The organism is Robertkochia solimangrovi (assembly GCF_007279655.1).
GTDB classification, from domain to species: domain Bacteria; phylum Bacteroidota; class Bacteroidia; order Flavobacteriales; family Flavobacteriaceae; genus Robertkochia; species Robertkochia solimangrovi.
Window position 1 is genome coordinate 36,356 of record NZ_QKWN01000006.1, and the last position, 21,288, is coordinate 57,643.

At 44.7% G+C, this 21,288-nt stretch carries 1 protein-coding gene; it reads right to left on the minus strand.

Annotation, left to right across the window (positions count from 1 at the left end; translation table 11 throughout):
- Positions 1 to 357: 357 nt before the first annotated feature.
- A complete protein-coding gene (locus DMZ48_RS18770) occupies positions 358 to 21,222 on the minus strand; it encodes a malectin domain-containing carbohydrate-binding protein (protein WP_143954741.1) in 20,865 nt (6,954 codons plus the stop codon).
- Positions 21,223 to 21,288 lie beyond the last annotated feature (66 nt).

Sequence of the window (21,288 nt, forward strand, 5' to 3'; positions counted from 1 at the left end):
TATCTGAATGTACTTTGATATGCGCTTGGAGGAGAATTATTATTAAAGGTTATCAAAATTATTGTTCATGAAATTAGCTTTCGCTAAATCACGTATATAATCGATGAAAAGTAGAAGGTATTTCGGGCTAACGGTTACATATAGAATATTAGTTATATCACCATAAGAAAAGTACGGATATCCATGTGTAAAATCTGAATATTTAATTCTTACGACTTCCTTATTAACCTAAGAAAAAACTCATTTATTTCATACACCGATCCGTCTCTATTTCTTAAACTGAAATCGGCCAATATTTATTAAATAAGGAAGGAGTCAAATGACTCCTTCCTTTCTTTTTATTATTTCATTTTAAATTTACTGTGCATAAATAACCAGCATTTTGGTCTTTATCACGCCATTAGAAGTACCGATACTCAGAATATAAGTTCCTTGTGCAATTCCGGACACTTCCAGCGCATATTTATTATTACCCTGGCTCGTTTTATCCGCCTCATAAGTCCGGATCACTTTTCCGTTAAGGTCAAAGATTCTAAAGGATTCCAGTGTGTCAGAAATTCCGGTAACATTCAGGTTAACCCAATCGCTAGCCGGGTTTGGATACATGCTGACAGCAACTTCACCATGATCCTGGATGTCGATAAGATTTTCTTCAAATCCGGCAATATCTATACTCTCGGTTTCGGTGAGCCCGTTCAGTTGTTTGATCGGATCTATCTCAGATCTCAACGAACCATCCGAAGATATACTGAAACTGAACGTCATTGGTTCACCAACAATTCCTGAACCTCCACTACCTGAATATGGAGTTGCGGTAATGGTATAATTTCCGTTAGGTAAATTGATACCATAGTAATCTCCATTAGAGTCTCCAAACAGTGCATAAGGTTGAACAGACTCCATTCGGGTATAGTTCAAGGCACCGGACAATACAAACTTCACACTGCCCACTGATCCGGAAGCTGGATTAGCTCTCAGATTAAGCCCGACATTGCCAATATCATTCATATTGATATTTACACCGTTAACAAGGTTAAACAGATCTACGTCAGAAGTTGCGTTTATGAGGGTTATACTCTCAATAGCTACGGCATCTTCTTCACTTTCGATCACACTTATGATCAGGAAGTCCTGATCATCCAGTCCTTCTTGATCGGTAACTGTTAGTGTCACCAGATAACTTCCTGCAGTGGTAAAGGTATGTGACGGATTAGCTTCCGTTGAACTCGCACCATCACCAAATTGCCAGTCATAGCTTACAATTCCCTTATCATCAGTAGAACCTGTGCTATTAAAAGTAACATTGAACGGCGCTTCTCCCCCTTGTTCGCCAATTGTTGCTGCAACGGCATCAGGAGCAATATTCACCGCCGGATCTGTTTCATAAGCTTCCACAGATACGTTATCATAAACCGCGGTTGTCAATACACCATCATTATGAGATGTAGTAGCGAGTCCGACATAAACGGTCTCATTCATCGCGATAGTCTGAGATCCTACAAGGGTCCAGTTTCCATTGGTTTCAGACACATAACCTGTAAAGGTGTTCCCCTCGCGAACAAGTCGTACATAGTGAGGGAAACCTCCCGGTAATGCAGCCGGAGCCGTAAATCCTGGTGTTGCACCTGCGGTCGTTCTGGACTGGAAGGTGTATGCAGACACTCCTCCCGCCAATCCTGCATTCGGTGCAGTGGTCATCATGGCCCATGCCGAGTTTGCTGCCAAGGTATTTCGGAACATAACCCCAGCTTTAGCCCATGAGTTCGTAGATTCAAGACTCATAACCTGAGCAATGATTTCTCCATCTCCCTCGAGCGACTGATATACATAGTGGAACTCATCTGCACTATTCCAAATATCAGCTCCTGATGCTTCCACGGTAAAGACACCAGAATCATAACAGGTGCTTCCTGTAGCGCCTACCGCTCCGATATCACCATTAAGCCATGGCGTTGGAAGGGCACATAAAACAACCGGCTCATTCACGGTAATCGTGATCGATTGGGATGTATCACTCAATGGCTCGACATCATTTACCGTCAGTGTTGCCTGATAGGTTCCCGGAGTTACATAGGTATGCGTTGGATTGGCTTCAGTTGACGTACTTCCATCTCCGAAGTCCCACAGGTATCCGGTGATTGCTACATCATCACTACTTCCGGCACTGCTGAATGATACTTCAAACGGTGCATCTCCGGTAGTCTGACCAATCACTGAAGCCACGGCTTCCGGTGCTTCGTTCACCACCTCCAATTCATAGATCTCTAAAGCAGATACCTTAGGCTGATCCACTCCTCCTACAGCCGGTAAAGCTGAGAAGAAAAGGTTTAGTTGTCCGTCAATTACCGTTACCGTAAAGGTTTCCGTGGTCACGGTTTGTGGACCTACTTCAGCATTTATATCATAGTTATCCAGTTTCAGATCTCCTTCGATCGAAACATCAAAGATTCTTTTTCCAGTACCACCTGTACCACCTCCGGTCGCTCCATGATAGATCTCTGCAAAGTGCAGGATCACCTGGTAGGTTCCGTTCGGCACATCGAAGTTATATCCGAATTCCGGTGGTGAGGCACTGCGTTCTGTCTGATAAAGCGCAGGTACAGTTGCACTGGTATTGGCATAAACCTTACCGCCCGCAAAATTCTGATCGGCTTCAAAGAACTTACCATCAAAGCTCATTCCGGTTCCTCCGGCATTGATCAGCAAACTATACAGATCGGATACTGTCTCGTTTACCGTAATGGCAATGGCTTCAGCACTATCACTGGCACCAGCTGCATCTGTCACGGTCAATACAACATCGTAAATACCTGCAGTCGTGAATTGATGTGTCGGATTCGCTTCGGTTGACGTTGAACCGTCTCCGAAATCCCACAAATATTCTGTTACCAACACATCATCGGTTGAGGTATCCCCGGTAAAGTTTACCGTCAACGGAGCATCACCATTTGTGATATCAGAAGAGGCTACCGCTACAGGAGCAGCATTGATGGTATTTACAGATACATTTGCATAGGTTGCTGTTGTGATTACCCCGTCATTATGTGAGGTTGTTGATAAACCAACATACGCCGTCTCATTCATCGCTATGGTCTGAGATCCAACCAAGGTCCAGTTTCCTTCTGTTTCAGAAACATATCCTGTGATGGTATTTCCTTCACGTACCAATCTTACAAAGTATGGATATCCTCCCGGTACGGCAGTTGCCGGAGTGTTTACAGAGGTTCCTCCCGTTGTAGATCTCGACTGGAACGAATAAGCGGGTCCACCACCTGCAAGGTTAGCGGTAGGTGCGGTCATCATCATAGCCCATGCTGAATTTGCAGCTAAGGTATTTCGTATCATAACACCACCTTTAGCCCATGGATCCGTTTGGTCAAGACTCAATACCTGCGCGATGATTTCACCATTTCCTTCCAGTGTCTGGTATACGAAATGGAATTCATCCTGAGTACCCCAGATATCCGCTCCTGAAGCTTCCACGGTAAATACGCCGCCATCAAAGCAAGCACTACCGGCTGCTGCCACTGCTCCAATATCATTGTTAAGCCATGGTTCAGGTATCTCACAGATCACTACTGGTTCGTTCACGATAATTGTGATCGCTTCTGTAGTATCATTGAGAGGTTCCTCATCGTTAACAGTAAGTGTTACTTCATAAGTACCCGGTGTCTCATAGATATGCGTCGGATTCGCTTCTGATGAGGTAGAACCATCTCCGAAATCCCACAGGTATCCGGTGATCGCTACGTCATCACTACTACCCGCACTGCTGAATTCCACCTCGAACGGTGCATCCCCGGTGGTCTGACCAATCACTGAAGCTACGGCTTCCGGTGCTTCGTTCACCACCTCCAATTCATAGATCTCTAAAGCAGATACTTTAGGCTGATCCACTCCTCCCACAGCTGGTAAAGCTGAGAAGAACAGGTTTAACTGACCATCTTCCACAATTACCTCGAAGGTCTCCGTGGTTATGGTTTGCGGACCTACCTGGGCGTTAATATCATAATTATCAAGTTTCAGATCTCCTTCGATCGAAACATCAAAGATTCTTTTTCCGGTACCACCTGTACCACCTCCGGTCGCTCCATGATAGATCTCTGCAAAGTGCAGGATCACCTGGTAGGTTCCGTTCGGTACATCGAAGTTATATCCGAATTCCGGTGGTGAGGCACTGCGTTCTGTCTGATAAAGCGCAGGTACGGTTGCACTCGTATTGGTATAAACCTTACCGCCCGCAAAATTCTGATCGGCTTCAAAGATCTTGCCATCATAACTCATTCCGCTTCCTCCGGCATTGATCAATAAACTATACAGACCAGATGTCGGTTCATTAACGGTAATAGTGATTGCTTCTGCACTGTTGCTTTCATCTTCTGCATCAGTTACCGTTAATACTACCTCGTAGATACCCGGCGTTGCGAATTCATGCGTAGGATTCGCTTCAGCTGACGTTGAACCGTCTCCAAAATCCCACAGATATTCTGTTACCAGCTCATCATCGGTTGAAGTATCCCCTGTAAAATTCACGTTCAGGGGTGCAGGTCCGGAAGTTACATCTGCTAATGCTATAGCTACCGGTGCAGCATTCGGCACAAGAACCGTAATCGAAATTGTTTCAGAAACATCACTGTTATCCTGAGCATCCGTTACCGTTAGTGTAACCTCATAGTTTCCGGCATCAGTGAAGATATGTACAGGGCTCATTTCATCTGATGTGGTTCCATCTCCAAAATCCCAGGCATATTCCAATGCCCCGAATCCGGTCGATTCACTACCATCAAACTCAACGGTCAAAGGCGCATCACCTTCATTAAGATTCGCTGAAGCTATTGCTTCAACGTCCACCGCCGGAGTAAATTGAAGTACTTCGATCGCAGATAGTTTCGGTTGATTAACTCCTCCAACTGCTGCAAGTGCAGATAAATTCAGGTTTAGCACACCATCAGTTACGGTCACATCGAACGGTAATACTACCGGAGTTTCTGAACCATAGGTTGCATTGATATCAAAATTATCGAGGATCAATGTACCTTCCATATTTACATCAAAGATTCGCTGTCCTGCACTTGCCGGTGCTGAAGAACCTCCCGTGGCACCAAAATATATTTCAGCAAAATGCAGTCTGACTGTATATTCACCATTCGCTAATGGAATGTTATATGCAAATGTCTGTGATGCAGAGCTGCGTTCCGTCTGATAAAGCTGTGGAACCTGTGCATTCACATTGGTATAGGTACTACCTCCGGTGAAAGAATTATCCGCAACAAAGTTATCGCCATTATAGATTACATCGGTTGCTCCACCTGTATTAATTCTAAGAGCGAAAGATTCAACCAGCTCCGGTTGTACCTGTAAAGCTAATGTGGTATTTGCCGTTTTCGATCCATCAGAAACTTGCAGTGTGATTGTATAATTTCCAGGTTCGGTAAACGTATGAACCGGGTCTGCTTCGGTAGCGGTGCTTCCATCGCCGAAATCCCACAAATAGCTAACCTCAGAGAAGTCATCACTAGAATTACTTCCGGTGAATTGAACCTGTAGTGGTGCATTTCCGGTTTCCACATCCATAGAAGCTATGGCTATCGGTGCATTATCCTGTCCGGTTACGGTCACCTGAACGGTCGCTGTTGAGGTGAGTCCGGAGGTATCTTCAATCGTATAATCAAAGGAATCGGTTCCGATAAAGCTACCTAGCGGAGTATACGTCACCGTTTTACCTCCTTCATTCACAACGGCTAATCCATTGGATGCAGGTGTTACTCCGATGATCAGTAATTCATCGTTATTCGGATCAGAATCATTAACCAAAAGCTCGCTTAAGAGGGTTGGTGTATTCAACAACACATTTACCTCATCATCTACAGCAACCGGTGGTTGATTTACTGTTATATTAAACGTCGAAGACGCAGTAACCAGGTTATAATCGGTTGCGGTCACTTCGATCTCGTAGATCGCGGAAGCATCGGAAGGAGGTGTTCCTTCCAGTTGTCCGGTTTGCGGATTAACACTTAACCATTCCGGTAAAGCTCCACCATCAGCAGTAGCGCTGAATGTGAGTTTATTTCCAGCATATCCTTTATCGAAATATTCTACGGTACTGTATTGGAAGAACTCATCGATATCGGCTACATAATCAGGTATCTGTGTAGCCGTTGGAACAGCCTCCGGCCGGATATTGATAAAATAGAAGGTATTATCATTCCAGTCACAATTCGCAGAACCTGCCCCGCAACCATTCTGAATGAAATCCTGTAATACGATATATTCGTTCGGAACTACGTTGCCGTTATGATCGATCACACGATATACCCTGATTCCTAATATTTCATCTTCTAAATTTCCGCTAAGATTATTTCCTCCTGTGGAAAGATAGCCGGCAACAGCAATTCTGAACGGTGAAGAGATAGAATTTGCTACATCGTTGTTTATTAGATTCTCATTCGATGAAGATCTTGGCAATAATGTCTGATACCATGTCCCAAGATGGCTAAAGTTAATATCTCCCACAATTCCAGTACCGTTGACCGATCTAAATGAAGCTCCATTTTCACTCGGACCTCCATGTAAAGCCGATAATTGAATACCTCTGACCGGTTGCGTCGGATCTGCCTGTACGAAGGTACCTGGCTCGATCATATCTCCTTCATATCCCGCATCGATATTTGCCGGATCCGGGAAATTCGAACTAGGATTCGTCGTTAAGTTTCCGATCCCTCCATCATCATTGATTCTACTGATCATGCTGGTCTGGAATCCGAATGCATTGAAAACCTCCTGAGCATTGATCTCCTGACCACCTTCTGGAAAAGGAGTATGTCCTCCATGTAGCGTTGCCAATGCATCAGCGCTGTTATCTGCATTAGAAATGATATCGATATTTTCAACGTGAATTGAATTCACTCCGCTGGAACTGCTGTAAACGAAGGTCAGGTTAATATCTGTGAATTCACCCGGTGCAATCGCTATAGGGAATGTCAGTACTTCTCCTGTTCCCGGAACGGTAGCTGTAAACTTCCCAGCCGTAGAGAAATTGATCGCTGAGATCACCAGTTCTCCGGTACCGGTATTGTGCAGACGCATTACATTGGCATCATGAACCACTGCTGCTCCCGGTGATTCGATCCTGTAGAACGTATAGTAATCATCGGCCGGGAATCCGCGGTCGGTCCCTGGAACCTTGGTCATATTTTCCAGTGCAATCAACGCTCCTGTTGGTTCTTCGATAGTGAAGGGATAGCGTTTTTCAGCATAATTTCCATTGCCGTCTTCTGCCATTACCAGTAATTCATGATCACCGGCTTCTATCACAGAAATTGGTTCAGAATAAGCGGTTGCGGTACCTTCATCAAGAATATACTCCAGACGGGTTATTCCACTTTCACTATTATCTGTAGCTCCCAAAGCAATGGCAACCGAACCTCTGTATACATTTTCACTATTGAGTGTTCCATCGAAAACTGCGCTGATCGTCGGTGGTAATAAGGCAGTATTTAGTGGTGCCAATCTGATAAAGTTTGGTTTTGCATTCGCTCCGCCGTTACCCAATGATAATCGCAATATACCATCTGTGACTTCCACAATTTCTGTGTTGCTGAAATAGGTCAGATTATCAGGATTGTTATTCTCCTGATCAAAACTTAGTACGGTCGTACCGTTCACCTCCAAAATGTGATTACTATCATTATAATCCGGGTCACCTACACTGATGTTCACGTAGTAGGTTCCGTTCGGTACGTTCACGAGCCAGTCGCGGGTTGGGTACTGAGCTGTGGTACCATGACCGATGATGGTAAAGGTCTTCAATACCGGATCGTCGGTACCAGAATCTCTATTCCGTGCATTCGCACTGGCATCAGCTGGTTCCATGGTTCCTGGTAATACCCATCCGTATTGTAAATCTCCATCAGGAGTAGATTGCAATGAATACGGCACTCCGAAATCATCTATATAACCAGCCGGAGATATTTCCGGAGCTGATGGATCGTTGAAATTGAACTGATAAGTAAACACCAGTTCTTCCGTCAATGTAAGCTGCACATTAGCAACTGCATCCTGATAGTTTAACGCTGTAGCGAAGATAGTAGCCTGATAATTACCAGGTGCCAATCCATCGATATCAATACTGAAATCCATCGGTGTGCCCAGTGTAATAGTTTCTGGTACTACAAGCCATGACTCACTGGCAGAAAGTTCAATATCTGCAGCGGTAACACCGCCATTAGCGGTAAGTGTCATCGATTGTACCGGTAATTCTTCCTGATTGAGGAAGGCGTTATAATTTAAAGTATTCTTATTAAAGTTTAAGACCAGTGAACCATCTTCATAAGGCATTGCATTGGAGATCACGAATACATAATCCTGATAATCTCCATTTGTAGCATCCTCAAAACAGATCAGATAACTGTTCTGAACGATATTACCCTCTCTGTCTTTAACAGGATAGGTTCTTACACGGTGAGCTACCCCACCTGTATTCAGATCATCTTCTGTGAAATTCGTTCTTCCAAACGACTGAGAATCGACATAAACACCAAATACGGCTCCTTCCGGATCAAACGAAGTCGTTCCTGAAATCACATTTGGATACAGCGTTTGTGCTTCCGGTAAGGTACCTTCGAGTATGCCAACTTCATTGGTAATAATACTAATATCGTTGGTGTACCATCCAAATGGTAATACCTCTGCCGGTGAATATCTCGCAACCGGAGTAATGGTTATTTCTCCTGGACCGGCTTTTACGAAGAGGGAAGCAGGAACTTCATCTCCTTCCATCACGGGATTCGTCCCCTGATCTGAGGTAAGTCCGTTCCATCCAACATCGATACCGATACCCAGTGTATTCACCACATCCTGAAGATCCGGTTCTTCCCCACCTTCAAATCCAGCCTTCTTAAGCGCATAGAGTCCTACGGAATACAATGGATTCTCCGGATCATCGCTGCTAATCTCTAGAGCAGCCGATTGATACCCAAGGTTCGTGTTTGCTAATTCAGGGGCATAGGTAATCCCTATGGCCTGTGTTCCTCCTACCGGAATCGAATATGTGCCCGATACCGACTCAAACTGAGCTGCAAAGGTTCCTGTAATGGCAAGTCCTGAAATGTTCAACACCTCATTTCCATTATTGGTGATCTCAACAGTCTGAGTATCTGTGGTAGAACCTTCACCATTGGTGGTCATTTCAAAAATGAGTTCCTCAGGGTTCGCAGCGATCTCTGGTCCGAGTGTGGCGGGAATGGTAGCTCTCAACAGCGTCAATCGCGCTATACCGTTATCATCTCTGTCGTATTCAGAAATATATAGGTTACCGGTTCTAGGATCTTCAATAACATCCAGAGGATCATCGAAACCGCTTAATCCCGGAATACTACTGTAGGATTCAGCGATATCCCCATTGGTTTTCGGATCCATTACCAACAGGTCATCCTGACCGCTGAAACGAACAACCATGATCAATCCCTGAAGTTTACCTCCAAAGGCATCACTCTTATATTCTATTACTCCATTCGGAGATTTATTCTTTCCAAAATCAAAGGCTGGCTCCAGATAGTTAGGATCCGGTTGTAGATCATCCGGATACTTCTGAACATCCACATAGGAAGTTTCCGTTTGTCCCGGTAATCCACTATAGGATATACCTCCGTGGTTCAATACGAACTCACCACGATACGGATTTGGATGCCCGTGATAAGTTCCTCCCTTGGTTTTAAACAACCAGTCTTTCTGAGTTTCTCCTCCTCGAAGAGCCGGAGCAGATGGAATTGAGGTTAGTCCATCGAGCCTTCTTGCCAGCGGATAATCTGCTGTAGCCGGTGAATTCGGTGAAGAGGAATTATTACCTGCGGTACCATTCGTAGGTACATATAGCCAATTATTGGAATGCCATAACAGGTCATATGCATTTCTGATACCGGTTGCGAAAATGGTCAATGGCGCATTGGTCGCATAGGGGTTATAAGTTCCGTCACTCATAGTCAGGCTTAGCTCCGAAGCAGCATTTATAACGCTGATATCATCGGTCGTATAAGCATCCAACGGAAGTGTCGGCGGTAATTTAGAAAAGTCGAGCCTAAGTACGGCACCAGCCAATAGTCGCTCCGGACGCATACCCCAGGCATCATCTGGATCACCACCCGCAGTATTACTTCCCTGGGCGATATACATGACACCCTCGTCATCAAATACCATACTATTGGTCAGGTGATCTTTCAATGACCTTGGCAGGTGGACTACGACATCCTGTACTGTGGAAAGATCAGGACCACTTAAACGGGTGATCTTACCATCCCATTCGGGACCAGCAGTTACGGATGCCATACTATGAGTAACGTAAGCGATCAGGTTATCTGCAGTAGCAGCAGGATCGAATACCAGTCCGATGATCATTCGATCATTATTACTTCTTGCCGTACCATTAGGTGCCGGAGAACCTTGTAATTCCGGACTCAAAATCTCCAGATCGGTCAATGTTCCGTCCAATGGATCAATATTCCATCGGTAGATCTTACCGTCAGAACTGAAATCACCGATCGTACTACCGTATAATTTTCCATCAGGTCCGATCGCCAGGCTGGAGAAACGCTGATCAATGGTTCCTTCACCCAGATCTGTACCTCCTGGAACTTTTACAAATTCCACTCCGGTCAGGTCTCGTATTGGAACAACCTCATCATCCCTGTCTCCCGTTGTAAATCTCGATTCAAATGGCAGGAAGGCGATACGGTCATTAAGATCACCTATCAGATTCGCTTCGATCTGATCGGTAAGTCGGAATATATAAGACGTATTTTCTTTAAGATCTTCCAATGGTGTCAATGTGATCGCATCCCCTCCTCCGGTATCATTAGAATTTGAAGGAATAAGAATTTCATCACTACCAGACACTTCATAAAGATTGATCTGACCGGCAAGGGTAGCTTTATCCAGCTCATAACCGGATGGTACCACAATCTCCACATTGATCTGGAAATCAGTAAGTGACACATTGGTCGCAAAGTCTGCCGGCGTCACATTGGTAAAATACGGACTAATAACTCCTCCAACCGGAGTAATTCTTAAACTGTTAATTTTGGTATTAAAGCCTCCGAATGCATCTATGGTCAATCGGCCGTCAGTCACAACTACCGTACCTGAGCCGGAAGTAAATCGCGTCGCTTCTCCTTCCAGCCCGCTTGGAACATATCCATCCACAAGATTTACACCTTCAGCATTAATTGTATGCGATGGCGTTGTATTTTCCTGTCCGTCCAATGCAGGGTCTCCCACACCGACGAATACCTCATAATTACCATTCGGCACCACGATTTCCCAAATACCTTCCTGAGCAACTCCATTGTTACCTCCAACATTATTGAACTGCATGTGCATCAACGTATTCTGCAGGATATCGACTCCCGGAACATCTCTGTTTCTGGCATTTGCCGACAGATCAATAGGTGTTACACCTGATGCGTTCAGCCATCCATAGACATACCCGTTTCCTCGATCCCCAAAAGCATCACCTGAATCGGTAGTATAACCTGTAGGTGGAATGTCATCCGGAAGTGAGAAGTTGATATTAACAGCCTGGAAATCGCTAACAGGATTCTCCGGTGTTATAGCAAAATCTTCAAAGGTATAGTTGATATCCGCAGTGGCCTCTCTCCTTTTTGAAGTGAAGATTCCCGCAAAGCTCTGATCATCATAGCTTGAATTGCCGTTTATATAGGATACCGGAAGTGGTACAGAACCTACCAGGACTTCTTCTCCTCCATTAAGGCTGTAATACCCGGTAAGAAGATCATTCTCCAGATCTATGAATAGGCGAAGTTTAACGGTGCTGGTACTTAATGTTGTTAAACCTGTAGCAGCCACGGCATCGGTTGCTGTTGAACCTGAAACTCCCCCTTCTTCCTTACGTATTTCAACCTGGGCATTATTCGCTGCAACCAGTTTCACAAAATTATCTTCATTCAATCCGAACCAAATCCCTGCTTGTTCAGAATTGTTGGTAGCATCCGAATAAGGATTGACGATCGTTGTTGAAATACTGAAACTACCATAGGCATCAGCATCGATACCCACACCCAGTGTATTGATCTGAGAATTGGTTAATGTCGTAGCGGTATTGTTTGCATACGCTATTCCATTGGCAGCATTTATTATTAGGTTACCTCCTGAGAAACTCAGGCGCCCCGGTTCAAATCCAGGAACCTCAGCATAGGTGATAGGCCCGTCGGTTTCAAGTCGTGCAGATGGATTATCCACCATGGTAAATCCTGTATTGGCAAGTCCTCCTTCTGCACCTGTAAAGTCAAGTTGGAATGGCATTCCCACCATAATCTGGTCGCAATCGAGTAAACTGATCGGAGAACATGCCAATTCAGAAGAAGTTCCCGCTGGCTTTATGTTTCTCACGATCACAACGACATCCTGATAATCGAAACCTGAAATATGTTCCTCAGTGGCAATAATGTAAGCATTATTTTCACCTGGAAGTGCATACACTCTTATATGATGAGGAATCGCACCACTAAAGGTATTCAAAGCATCTTCACTAAAAAGATGTCGATCATTAAAATATGGCCATCGGTTATAGAATCCAAACTCAGCCACTCCCGGATCGAATTGAAGTATTCCTGTGATTTCAGGATTTAATGTTTGTCCGTTTCTAACTGGATCATTATCAACGGTGAATATCTCATTGGTCGCTGTGGCATTCCCGGTCAGGTACCAACCGAATCCTACGATAGGATCATTATCGGTCGGTCCGTAGACACTAAGAACTTCCACACTCACCGGTGCATCCGTAGCTCTCTCGAAGGACTGTATATCCAGTTCATCTCCAAGGATATCATTATAGTCAAGGCCTGTGCCCGGATCTATCTGATTGGTTGCCGGATTCGCATCCGCAACATCGATAACACCGGCACCTAATTGTGTATCTAAAATATATTGTAATGATGGTTCATTGGATCCTCCGGTTCCTGTTTTCCCCAATCCTCTTAGTGGTATATTCAAGGGATCTCCCGAATCTCCGCTAATCGTTAGCGTGGCAAACTTTGGTCCGGTGCTGGTCGGTGTAAAACTAATCGTTGCTGAAACCGAAGATTGCTGACCGATAGTCGTTGCCGAAGTGTTGAACGAGAACATTGATGCATCAGTACCTGTAATCGCAAGATCAAGTCCGGATAAGGCAGCATTTCCTGTATTGGAAATAATCAACTCTTCGGAATACGTTTGATTATTCGCGATCGCGTCTCCTACAATCTCCTCTACTGCAACGGTAAGTACCGGTTCAGGTGAAGCGAGATTACTCGGTCTGAGTAGTACGATCTTGTTTGTAGCAAAATCAGATACGTATATATTCCCTGTATTTACGTCTTCGATCAGATCCAATGGATCGCTGAAGCCGGTAAATCCAGGGATTCCCACCTTCATTGTTGCGATATCGCCATTCGGTCCATCCGGTACAAGGGCGATGATATCACTACCACCACTGTAACGTACTACAAGAATCGCACCCTGAAGATTTCCGTTCTCAGCATTACTTCTGTATTCGATGACCCCGTTTGGCGATTTATTGAATTCAAAATCGAATGCAGCACCTCTGTAATTAATATCAGGAGAAATTCCTGAATAATTATTTACATCGGTATCACCACGATTCAGTACGAACTCTCCTCTGAAAGGGTTTGGATGTCCGTAATATCCGATGGTAGTGGATGGATCCATACGGAATAACCAGTCACGTTGTACATTATTATTGAATACTGCCGGAATGACCGGATAATCAGAGTCGGAATGATCATAGATGGTTCCATCCGGACGCGGCATTCCATCGATGGATGCCGGGGAATTACTTCCTCCTGCCGTACCATTGGCCGGCACGTATAATTGTCCGTTTGTATGCCATACCAGATCATAGGCATTTCTTACTCCGGTTGCAAACAGCGTCAGTGGAGCATTGATGTAATATGGGTTATACATACCATCAAGAGTAGCCGAATTAGAGTCATAGTTCTTGATCGCATCTATATCTCTTGTCGTCTCCACATCAAGTGGAAGGCTATAGGTTGCCAGCAGGTTCAGATCAAGTCTCAGGGTCGCTGCTGACAATAAACTTTCTTCGCGGTTACCCCAGGCGCCGTCGGGTTGTCCTCCGGCTGACAAGCTTCCCTGATTGAAATAGATCACATCGGGTTCTCCCGGTCTGAACGTTAAACTATTGGTCAGGTGATCACGTAAAGATCTCGGAAGGTTCATGATTAAATGCTCTTCCGTTGCGAGATTCGGACCTGATATTCTTGATATATTTCCGTCCCAGTCAGGTGCACTGCTAAGTCCTGCCGACATATGGGTAATATAAGCAACAAGATTATCAGCTGTTGCAGTCGGATCAAAAACGAGTCCAACGGCTGTTCTGGAACTGTTATATTCTGTATTATCCATCCAATCATTAAGAATCTCCTCTCCACTCAAGGTACCATCGGATTCCATGGTCCATCGGTGAATATCTCCATCGATCTCTAGTCCGTATAGCTTATTATCAGGACCGATCACCAGAGAGGTATAACTACCATCTGCCACATTTCCTGCTTTATTGAAGGATACGTTATCCAGGTCTGTAACCGGACCTGTAGTGTTGGATCCGGTGGTAAAGGTGGATGTAAACGTTTCAAATGCCACCCCGGTAAGGTCTGTTACCCCATCAATGGTGAACACATAGGTTTGCTCAGCTTCCAGCGGTAAGGTTGGTACCAGATTAATGGCATCTCCCCCTCCTGTACCATTTACCGTGGCAGGTACCGGAGTTGAGCTTCCTTGTTTTGTAAGTTTAACGGTAGTAGTAGTGATGGTACTGTTATCGATACCGGCGACCCCGTTCGTGTCAAAATTCGGCATAAACAGTTCATTGGCAGATACACTGGTATTTACAGAAACACCGATTGCACCATCAGCAGGATTCACTCCCAGCACTAATGGCGTCTGCGATTCACCGGTACTACTGGTAATCTCAACACCAACGATTTTGGTATTGAAGCCTCCGTTTGCATCGATGGTCAGTTTACCATCATTGACTGCAATCAACCTTGAAGCCGTTTCAAATCGGACCGATCCGGCACCCGGTTCAAATCCTTCGATTATATTGAGGCCTTCAGCATTGATCACATGGGTTGGATAGTCATCTGCAGATCCGTCAACATTCGCATCACCAACCGTCACAGTAACCACATAAGATCCATTTGGAATTTCGATCTCCCATTTGGCATGGTTCAGGTAACCGTTACTGGCATTGGTGGAAACATCACCATATTGCATATGGATCATCGTATTATTGAACAAGGAATAGGTGGCTACATCTCGGTTCCTTCCGTTCAGTGTCAGATCGGCCGGAGCTGAAGAAGCTTCATCCAGCCATCCATAAAAATAGCCATTACCGCGATCTCCATAAGGATCTCCACCGTCTTTGATGTAACCTGTTGGTGCGGCAGAGGCAGGATCTGAAAAATTCATACTTATCGCAATAGGATCTACAGGTTCTTCTGTGATCACCAGATTGATCTGAATCTCCGCGTTCTCATAGCCGAGATCCGGTTGATCGATCGCAAATACAGTTGTGGAATAGTTTCCTGGTGCAAGACCATCCTGAATGCCAAATTCGATCGTTCCGATCGTAGGATTTTCAGGGAGTATTAACCACTGTGTTGCATCCGGATCATCTGAAAGGATTACGACAGGATCGCCAGTGTTGGCGGTAAGTTCTACCGATTGAGAAGCTATGGTCTCTCCCTGAACTCCACTGAAATTTAATGTAGACGCATCAAATGCCAGAACCGGTGCCACCGGTGCGGTGGAAACATTAAAGTTATCGAATACAGCCACATATTCGGATCCGGTGCGGTAGGTGGCATAAATTCCGGCGAATGAAACCCCGTCTATTCCTTCTGTAATGGATTTACCTGCAAGGTAAACCGACGGAAGGGCGAGGTTGTCTAAAGTCGAATTAGTCAGTTGAATATAGGTTTCATCGTTGATCGCATAAAAAGCGGTAATAGTCATTGCTGTTGGGTCGATCTCCAGTTTAAGGCTTACATCGTTCCCGGCAGCGCCAACGTTCAAGGAAATCTGATCCAATGTAACCCCATCATAATCAGTGATCCCTCCTTCTTCTTTTCTCAACTCTATCGTATTATCGGTCACATTGAGCTTTACAAAATTATCTTCATCCAGACCATACCATATCCCTGCTTGTGCAGATCCAGTGCCGGTAGATATCCCAAGTAATTTGGTTTCTATCGTGAGAACCGAGTTAATATTCTGGAGACCAACCCCAAGGGAATTGATCTGTGTATTGTTATTCGAGCTAAGTGGTGGTGCCGTAAATGCAATTCCTTTCGTTGCAGTAACCTCAAGGTTATTATTATTTATAAATAACTTCGAAGGTTCATATCCGTTAACTTCCGGATAAGTGGCAGGTCCGTCCTCCGTTAAACGAGGTTGAGAATGCGGATCAGCCATAGTAAATCCAGTACCTGCAAAATTCTGATCTTCCAGTCCTCCTTCCGTACCATCGAAATTCAGTGTAAAAGGCAAACTAGTTACGATATCATTACAATCCAGTAAACTTATCGGAGTACAAATCTCTACAACCTGTTCGGTAACTGAAACTGTCCAGTCTTCTGTAGATCCATCTTCCGCGGTCACAGTAAACACTACAGGATTCGTAAAGTCAGTTGCAATTCCTGACTCCGGTGAAATGGTTGCTCCGGCGGATAAAGTAATCTCCGGAACCAGTAAGGTAAGATCAGTCCCCTCAGGAACCTCTATAGCGATCATTTTCAAATCTGAATCAACGATCGGTTCTGCAACCTGTTCCGGAATACTGAATGCAGTGATCTCTTTTTCCGAACTCAATACGGTAGCTGGCAGTATTTCGATCGCCATAATAATTCCCCTGTCGATCGAAGCATTAAAGGCAATCGTCAGTAATTCATCTTCTACTGTGACCGCATAAGAATTGGCAGCCAGAACTCCCTGACCATATGCACTGAACAGATCGAGATCATCCTCAACCAGTACGTCTTCAATGGTTACATCGAAAACCCTGGCATTCGCTGCGGTATGGAAATTCTCGATCATATGAAGGACCACATTATACGCTCCGTCAGGTACCGGGAAATTATAACTGAACTCATCAGCATATCGTCTTGGATAATAGAGATCAGGGTAGCTTGCGGCATCCCCTTGTAAGGTGTATGCTGTATTGTTAGTCAGCATTTCTCCGGGGTAAGACAAGAACTGTGTTTCATCGGCAACGAAGGTCTCCCCTTCTTTAGTGGTTTCACCGCCAGCTGCATTCATACGGAATGGAATTCCGATAAATGAATTCACCGTTACTCCAACTTCGAGTGATGCCGGCATATAGCCTTTTTGCGTTGCAATCACTGTGTTATTTCGTGTCGATCCGGTTTCCAGTGCAGTTGTAGTAATTGCGACATCCAGACTTCCAGGAGAAAGCAATGCAGGAAGTGTAAGCCACTCATTACGTCCGGCAGCGTCATCGTCAATCAGATTGATATTATCATCGATCACCAGACCTACGACTTCTCCGGCGGCACCAGAAAGTACTGAGGATAATGTTGTAGATGCTCCCAGCTGAAGATCTGTATTTAAAGCATCCGGATCGAAAGCCAAAATACCTGATACAGGAGTTCCGGTACTTTCGGTAATATCTATATAATTGATCTTTGAATTATATCCTCCTTGTCCGGTCACAGTTAGTCTTCCATCGGTAACCTCTACGATCATTGTTTCGGCTCGGGTCTCCCCTTCTTCTGGTACAAAAGCCGGAATTATGGTATATCCTTCTACCGCAGCACTGTGCCTACTATCAATACTGGTTGATTTATCACCCAGACTCAGCGTAACTTCATACACTCCGTTCGGGACTTCGATCTCCCAGATAAATTCTCCAGCACGAGGTTGACCAGCCCAGGACAAGGTTCCATTATTGGCTAGCACATTATCACCCTGGAAATGAACCAGCGTACCCGTTAATTGTTCTTCAAGTGTTGCCGTTGCGTAATTTCCTATACGGACTCTACCTGTTCCGTTCCCATTATTGACAGCTTCTTCTGATATATCGGTAGCTATCAATGTAGCCGCATCTAGCCATCCATAGGCATAATCGGTACCATCAATAGCAATCGTAGCATTTCCAAACTCCTTTCCATAATCCTTAGAATAACCTGTTGGAGGATCCACCGAATTATTCTGGAAATTTATATGGGCTGCATAGGGAATCCCTTCCGGGATTACTGATACGGTATATTCTTTGGTCGTTTCATCTTCGGCGGTAACTGTATAAATTACCGGAGTGGTGAAATCGGTTGCGATTCCTGATTCCGGTGTAACTGTGGCTCCAGCTGATAACGTGATCTCAGGAACCAAAGCCGTCAGATCTGTTCCATTTGGAACCGAAACGGTAATCGTGTTCAAATCTATGTCAAAATCCGGTTCGGCAACCTGTTGCGGTATACTAAAGGCCAGAATATCTTTTTCGGAACTTAAAATTGTAGCTGGAATAATCTCAATAGCGTTGATAATGGCATTGTTTACCGAGGCATCAAATGCAATGGTCAATACCTCATCACTAACATTCACTGTATAACTTGGTGCATATAGTGTACCTTGACCGTAGCTACCGGCAAGGTCAAGATCATCAGCTACCAGTACATCTTCAACAGTTACATCGAAAACACGAGATCCGGCTACTGTGAAATAATTATCGATCATGTGCAGAACGACATTATAATCACCATTAGGCACAGGAATATTATAACTGAACTGGGGTGCAAATCTTCTCGGATAATACAGGTCCGGATAATTTGCAGCATCTCCGTTAAGTGCGTAGCTGGTAGTACTGGTCTGCATATTAACACCGGTTGGAACGGTGAGTAAATCAGTCATATCGGCGATATAGGTATCACTCTCTTTGGTGGTTTCTCCTCCGGCTGCATTCATTCTGAAAGGTAGGGAGACAAAGGCGTCAACAGTGACCTCAATCGGAAGTTCAGCCGGGACATACCCCTGCTGAGTAGCGATTACCGTGTTAGATCTGGTATCTGCCGGATTCAGTAATGCAGAAGTAATTGCGAAATCCATCGCCCCAGGAACAGTTGCCCCCGGAAGTGTCAGCCATTCATTGCTACCTGCTGCATTATCATCAAGCGTGTTTATGTTATCATCGATTACCAGTCCGATTGACTCAGCCGCTGCTCCGGAGAGTGTAGCAGTTAGAATGGTAGCTGCTCCGGCGGTCAGACTTGTATTCAATGAGGCCGGATCAAAACTCAGAATTCCGGAAACGGGTGTTCCGGTACTCTCGGTGATATCTATATAATTGATCTTGGAGTTATATCCTCCGTGTCCGGTCATTGTCAGTACACCATCGGTAACTTCGACAATGATGGTTCCAGCTCTTGTTTCTTCTATAGCCGGTGCGAAGGCCGGAACGACCGTGTAACCTTCAACAGTTGCGCTGTGACGGCTATCGATGCTTGTCGACTTATCACCGAGGCTCAAGGTTACTTCATAGATACCATTCGGGATCTCTATTTCCCAATAATGTTCTGAACCTCTTGGCTGTCCGTCCCATTGAAGAGTCCCATCTGTATTAAGAACATTATCTCCCTGAAAATGGATGAGTGAGCCTGTAAGTTTTTCCTGAATTGTTGCAGTTGCATAGTTACCGATTCGTATTCTACCGGCACCGGTGCTATTATTGGCAGCCTCTTCCGAGATATCCTCCGGTAGCTGAGAGGCTGAATTCTTCCAACCATAATTATAATCAGTCCCATTAATGTTCAGTGCACTAAACCCGAATTCTTTTCCATAATCCTTGAGGTAACCGGCAGGTGCATCATCTGAATTATTCTGGAAATTGATATGTGCCGCGAAAGGTTGCGTTTCAGCGATCACACTCACTTGATAATCAGTTGTCGTTGTACCATCTTCAGCTGTAACGGTATAGGTTACAGGACTTGTAAAATCTGTAGACACTCCGGAAGCCGGATCAACGGTTGCAAAAGGAGATACGGTGATATCCGGTGACAGTGCTGTAATATCGGTTCCAAAGGGAACATAGGTTTCAACGGTAGTACCGTTTATAATACCGGAAACTCCGAGATCAGGAATCCCGAAGCTTAACATTTCACTGGCATCATTAGGCATTTCACTGACGTCAAAGGAATCATAGGAAATGACCATACTACTGGCATCACCTCCTGTGTCGGTTCGTAAAGTGGTCATGATTCCTGCGAACGAAAGTGGATCGGTTCCGGAATCCTGATCATGATCAATCCCTTCCAAAAACGAATCAGGTATCGGCAGCGAGGCATTTCCAACCAGCACTTCCGATCCCGAATCCAGTATATAGTATCCGCGTACGGTATTGTCGAGGGGGGAAACTTCCAATCTAAGTTGTATATCCGTAATTCCTGCGATATTGAAATTAGCGGTATTCAATTCATCAAGTAACAATGCTCCGGTGGGATTGGCCGGATTCGTCTGCTCGACAAAAAGTTGAATTTTTTGCTGCGTTGCCGTGGCTTTGATCACTGAAAGTTTCACATAATTATCTTCATTCAATCCGAACCATATACCTGCTTGCTGAGATCTATTATCAGAGGTTTGTGAAAAATCAGGTTGCTGTAATGAAGCTTCCACATTCAAAACACGAACAGAGGTGGTAAAACCAACCCCAAGTGCATTCATCTGTGAATTTGTATTAGCACTGCCTGAAGGTTTGTTATAATTGATACCTCTGGTAGCATCGACCATCAGATAACCCGAAGACAGACTTAACCGATCGGCGATGAGCCCCGGTGTATCTGCATCCGCCTCCAGTACATCAGCACTCAAGGGAGTTGATGGCGGGTCGACCATGGTGAATCCGGTATTTAAAATACCTCCCTGTGCCCCATCAAAATTAAGGTTCACCGGTAATGACTGTGCAATTTCACTACAGTCTAATGGACTCAGTAAATAACAGGGGGCGATATAGAATGAACTATTGCCAATTCCCGGGTTATCGGTAAAACCTCCATTGAGATCGTTATTCTCATTGGTTTCTGCTTTGAGAATCAAAACAGCAAAGATCATTGTTAAGGCCATGAAAAGCCCTGCACGAGTAGCCAAAGCCCTCGTGAAATTACGGTAGTAGTAGTATCCCATGTTTAGAACTATTAAATTAATCTTTGCTATCAATCAATCTAATAGGATACCATTGTAATAAGTGAA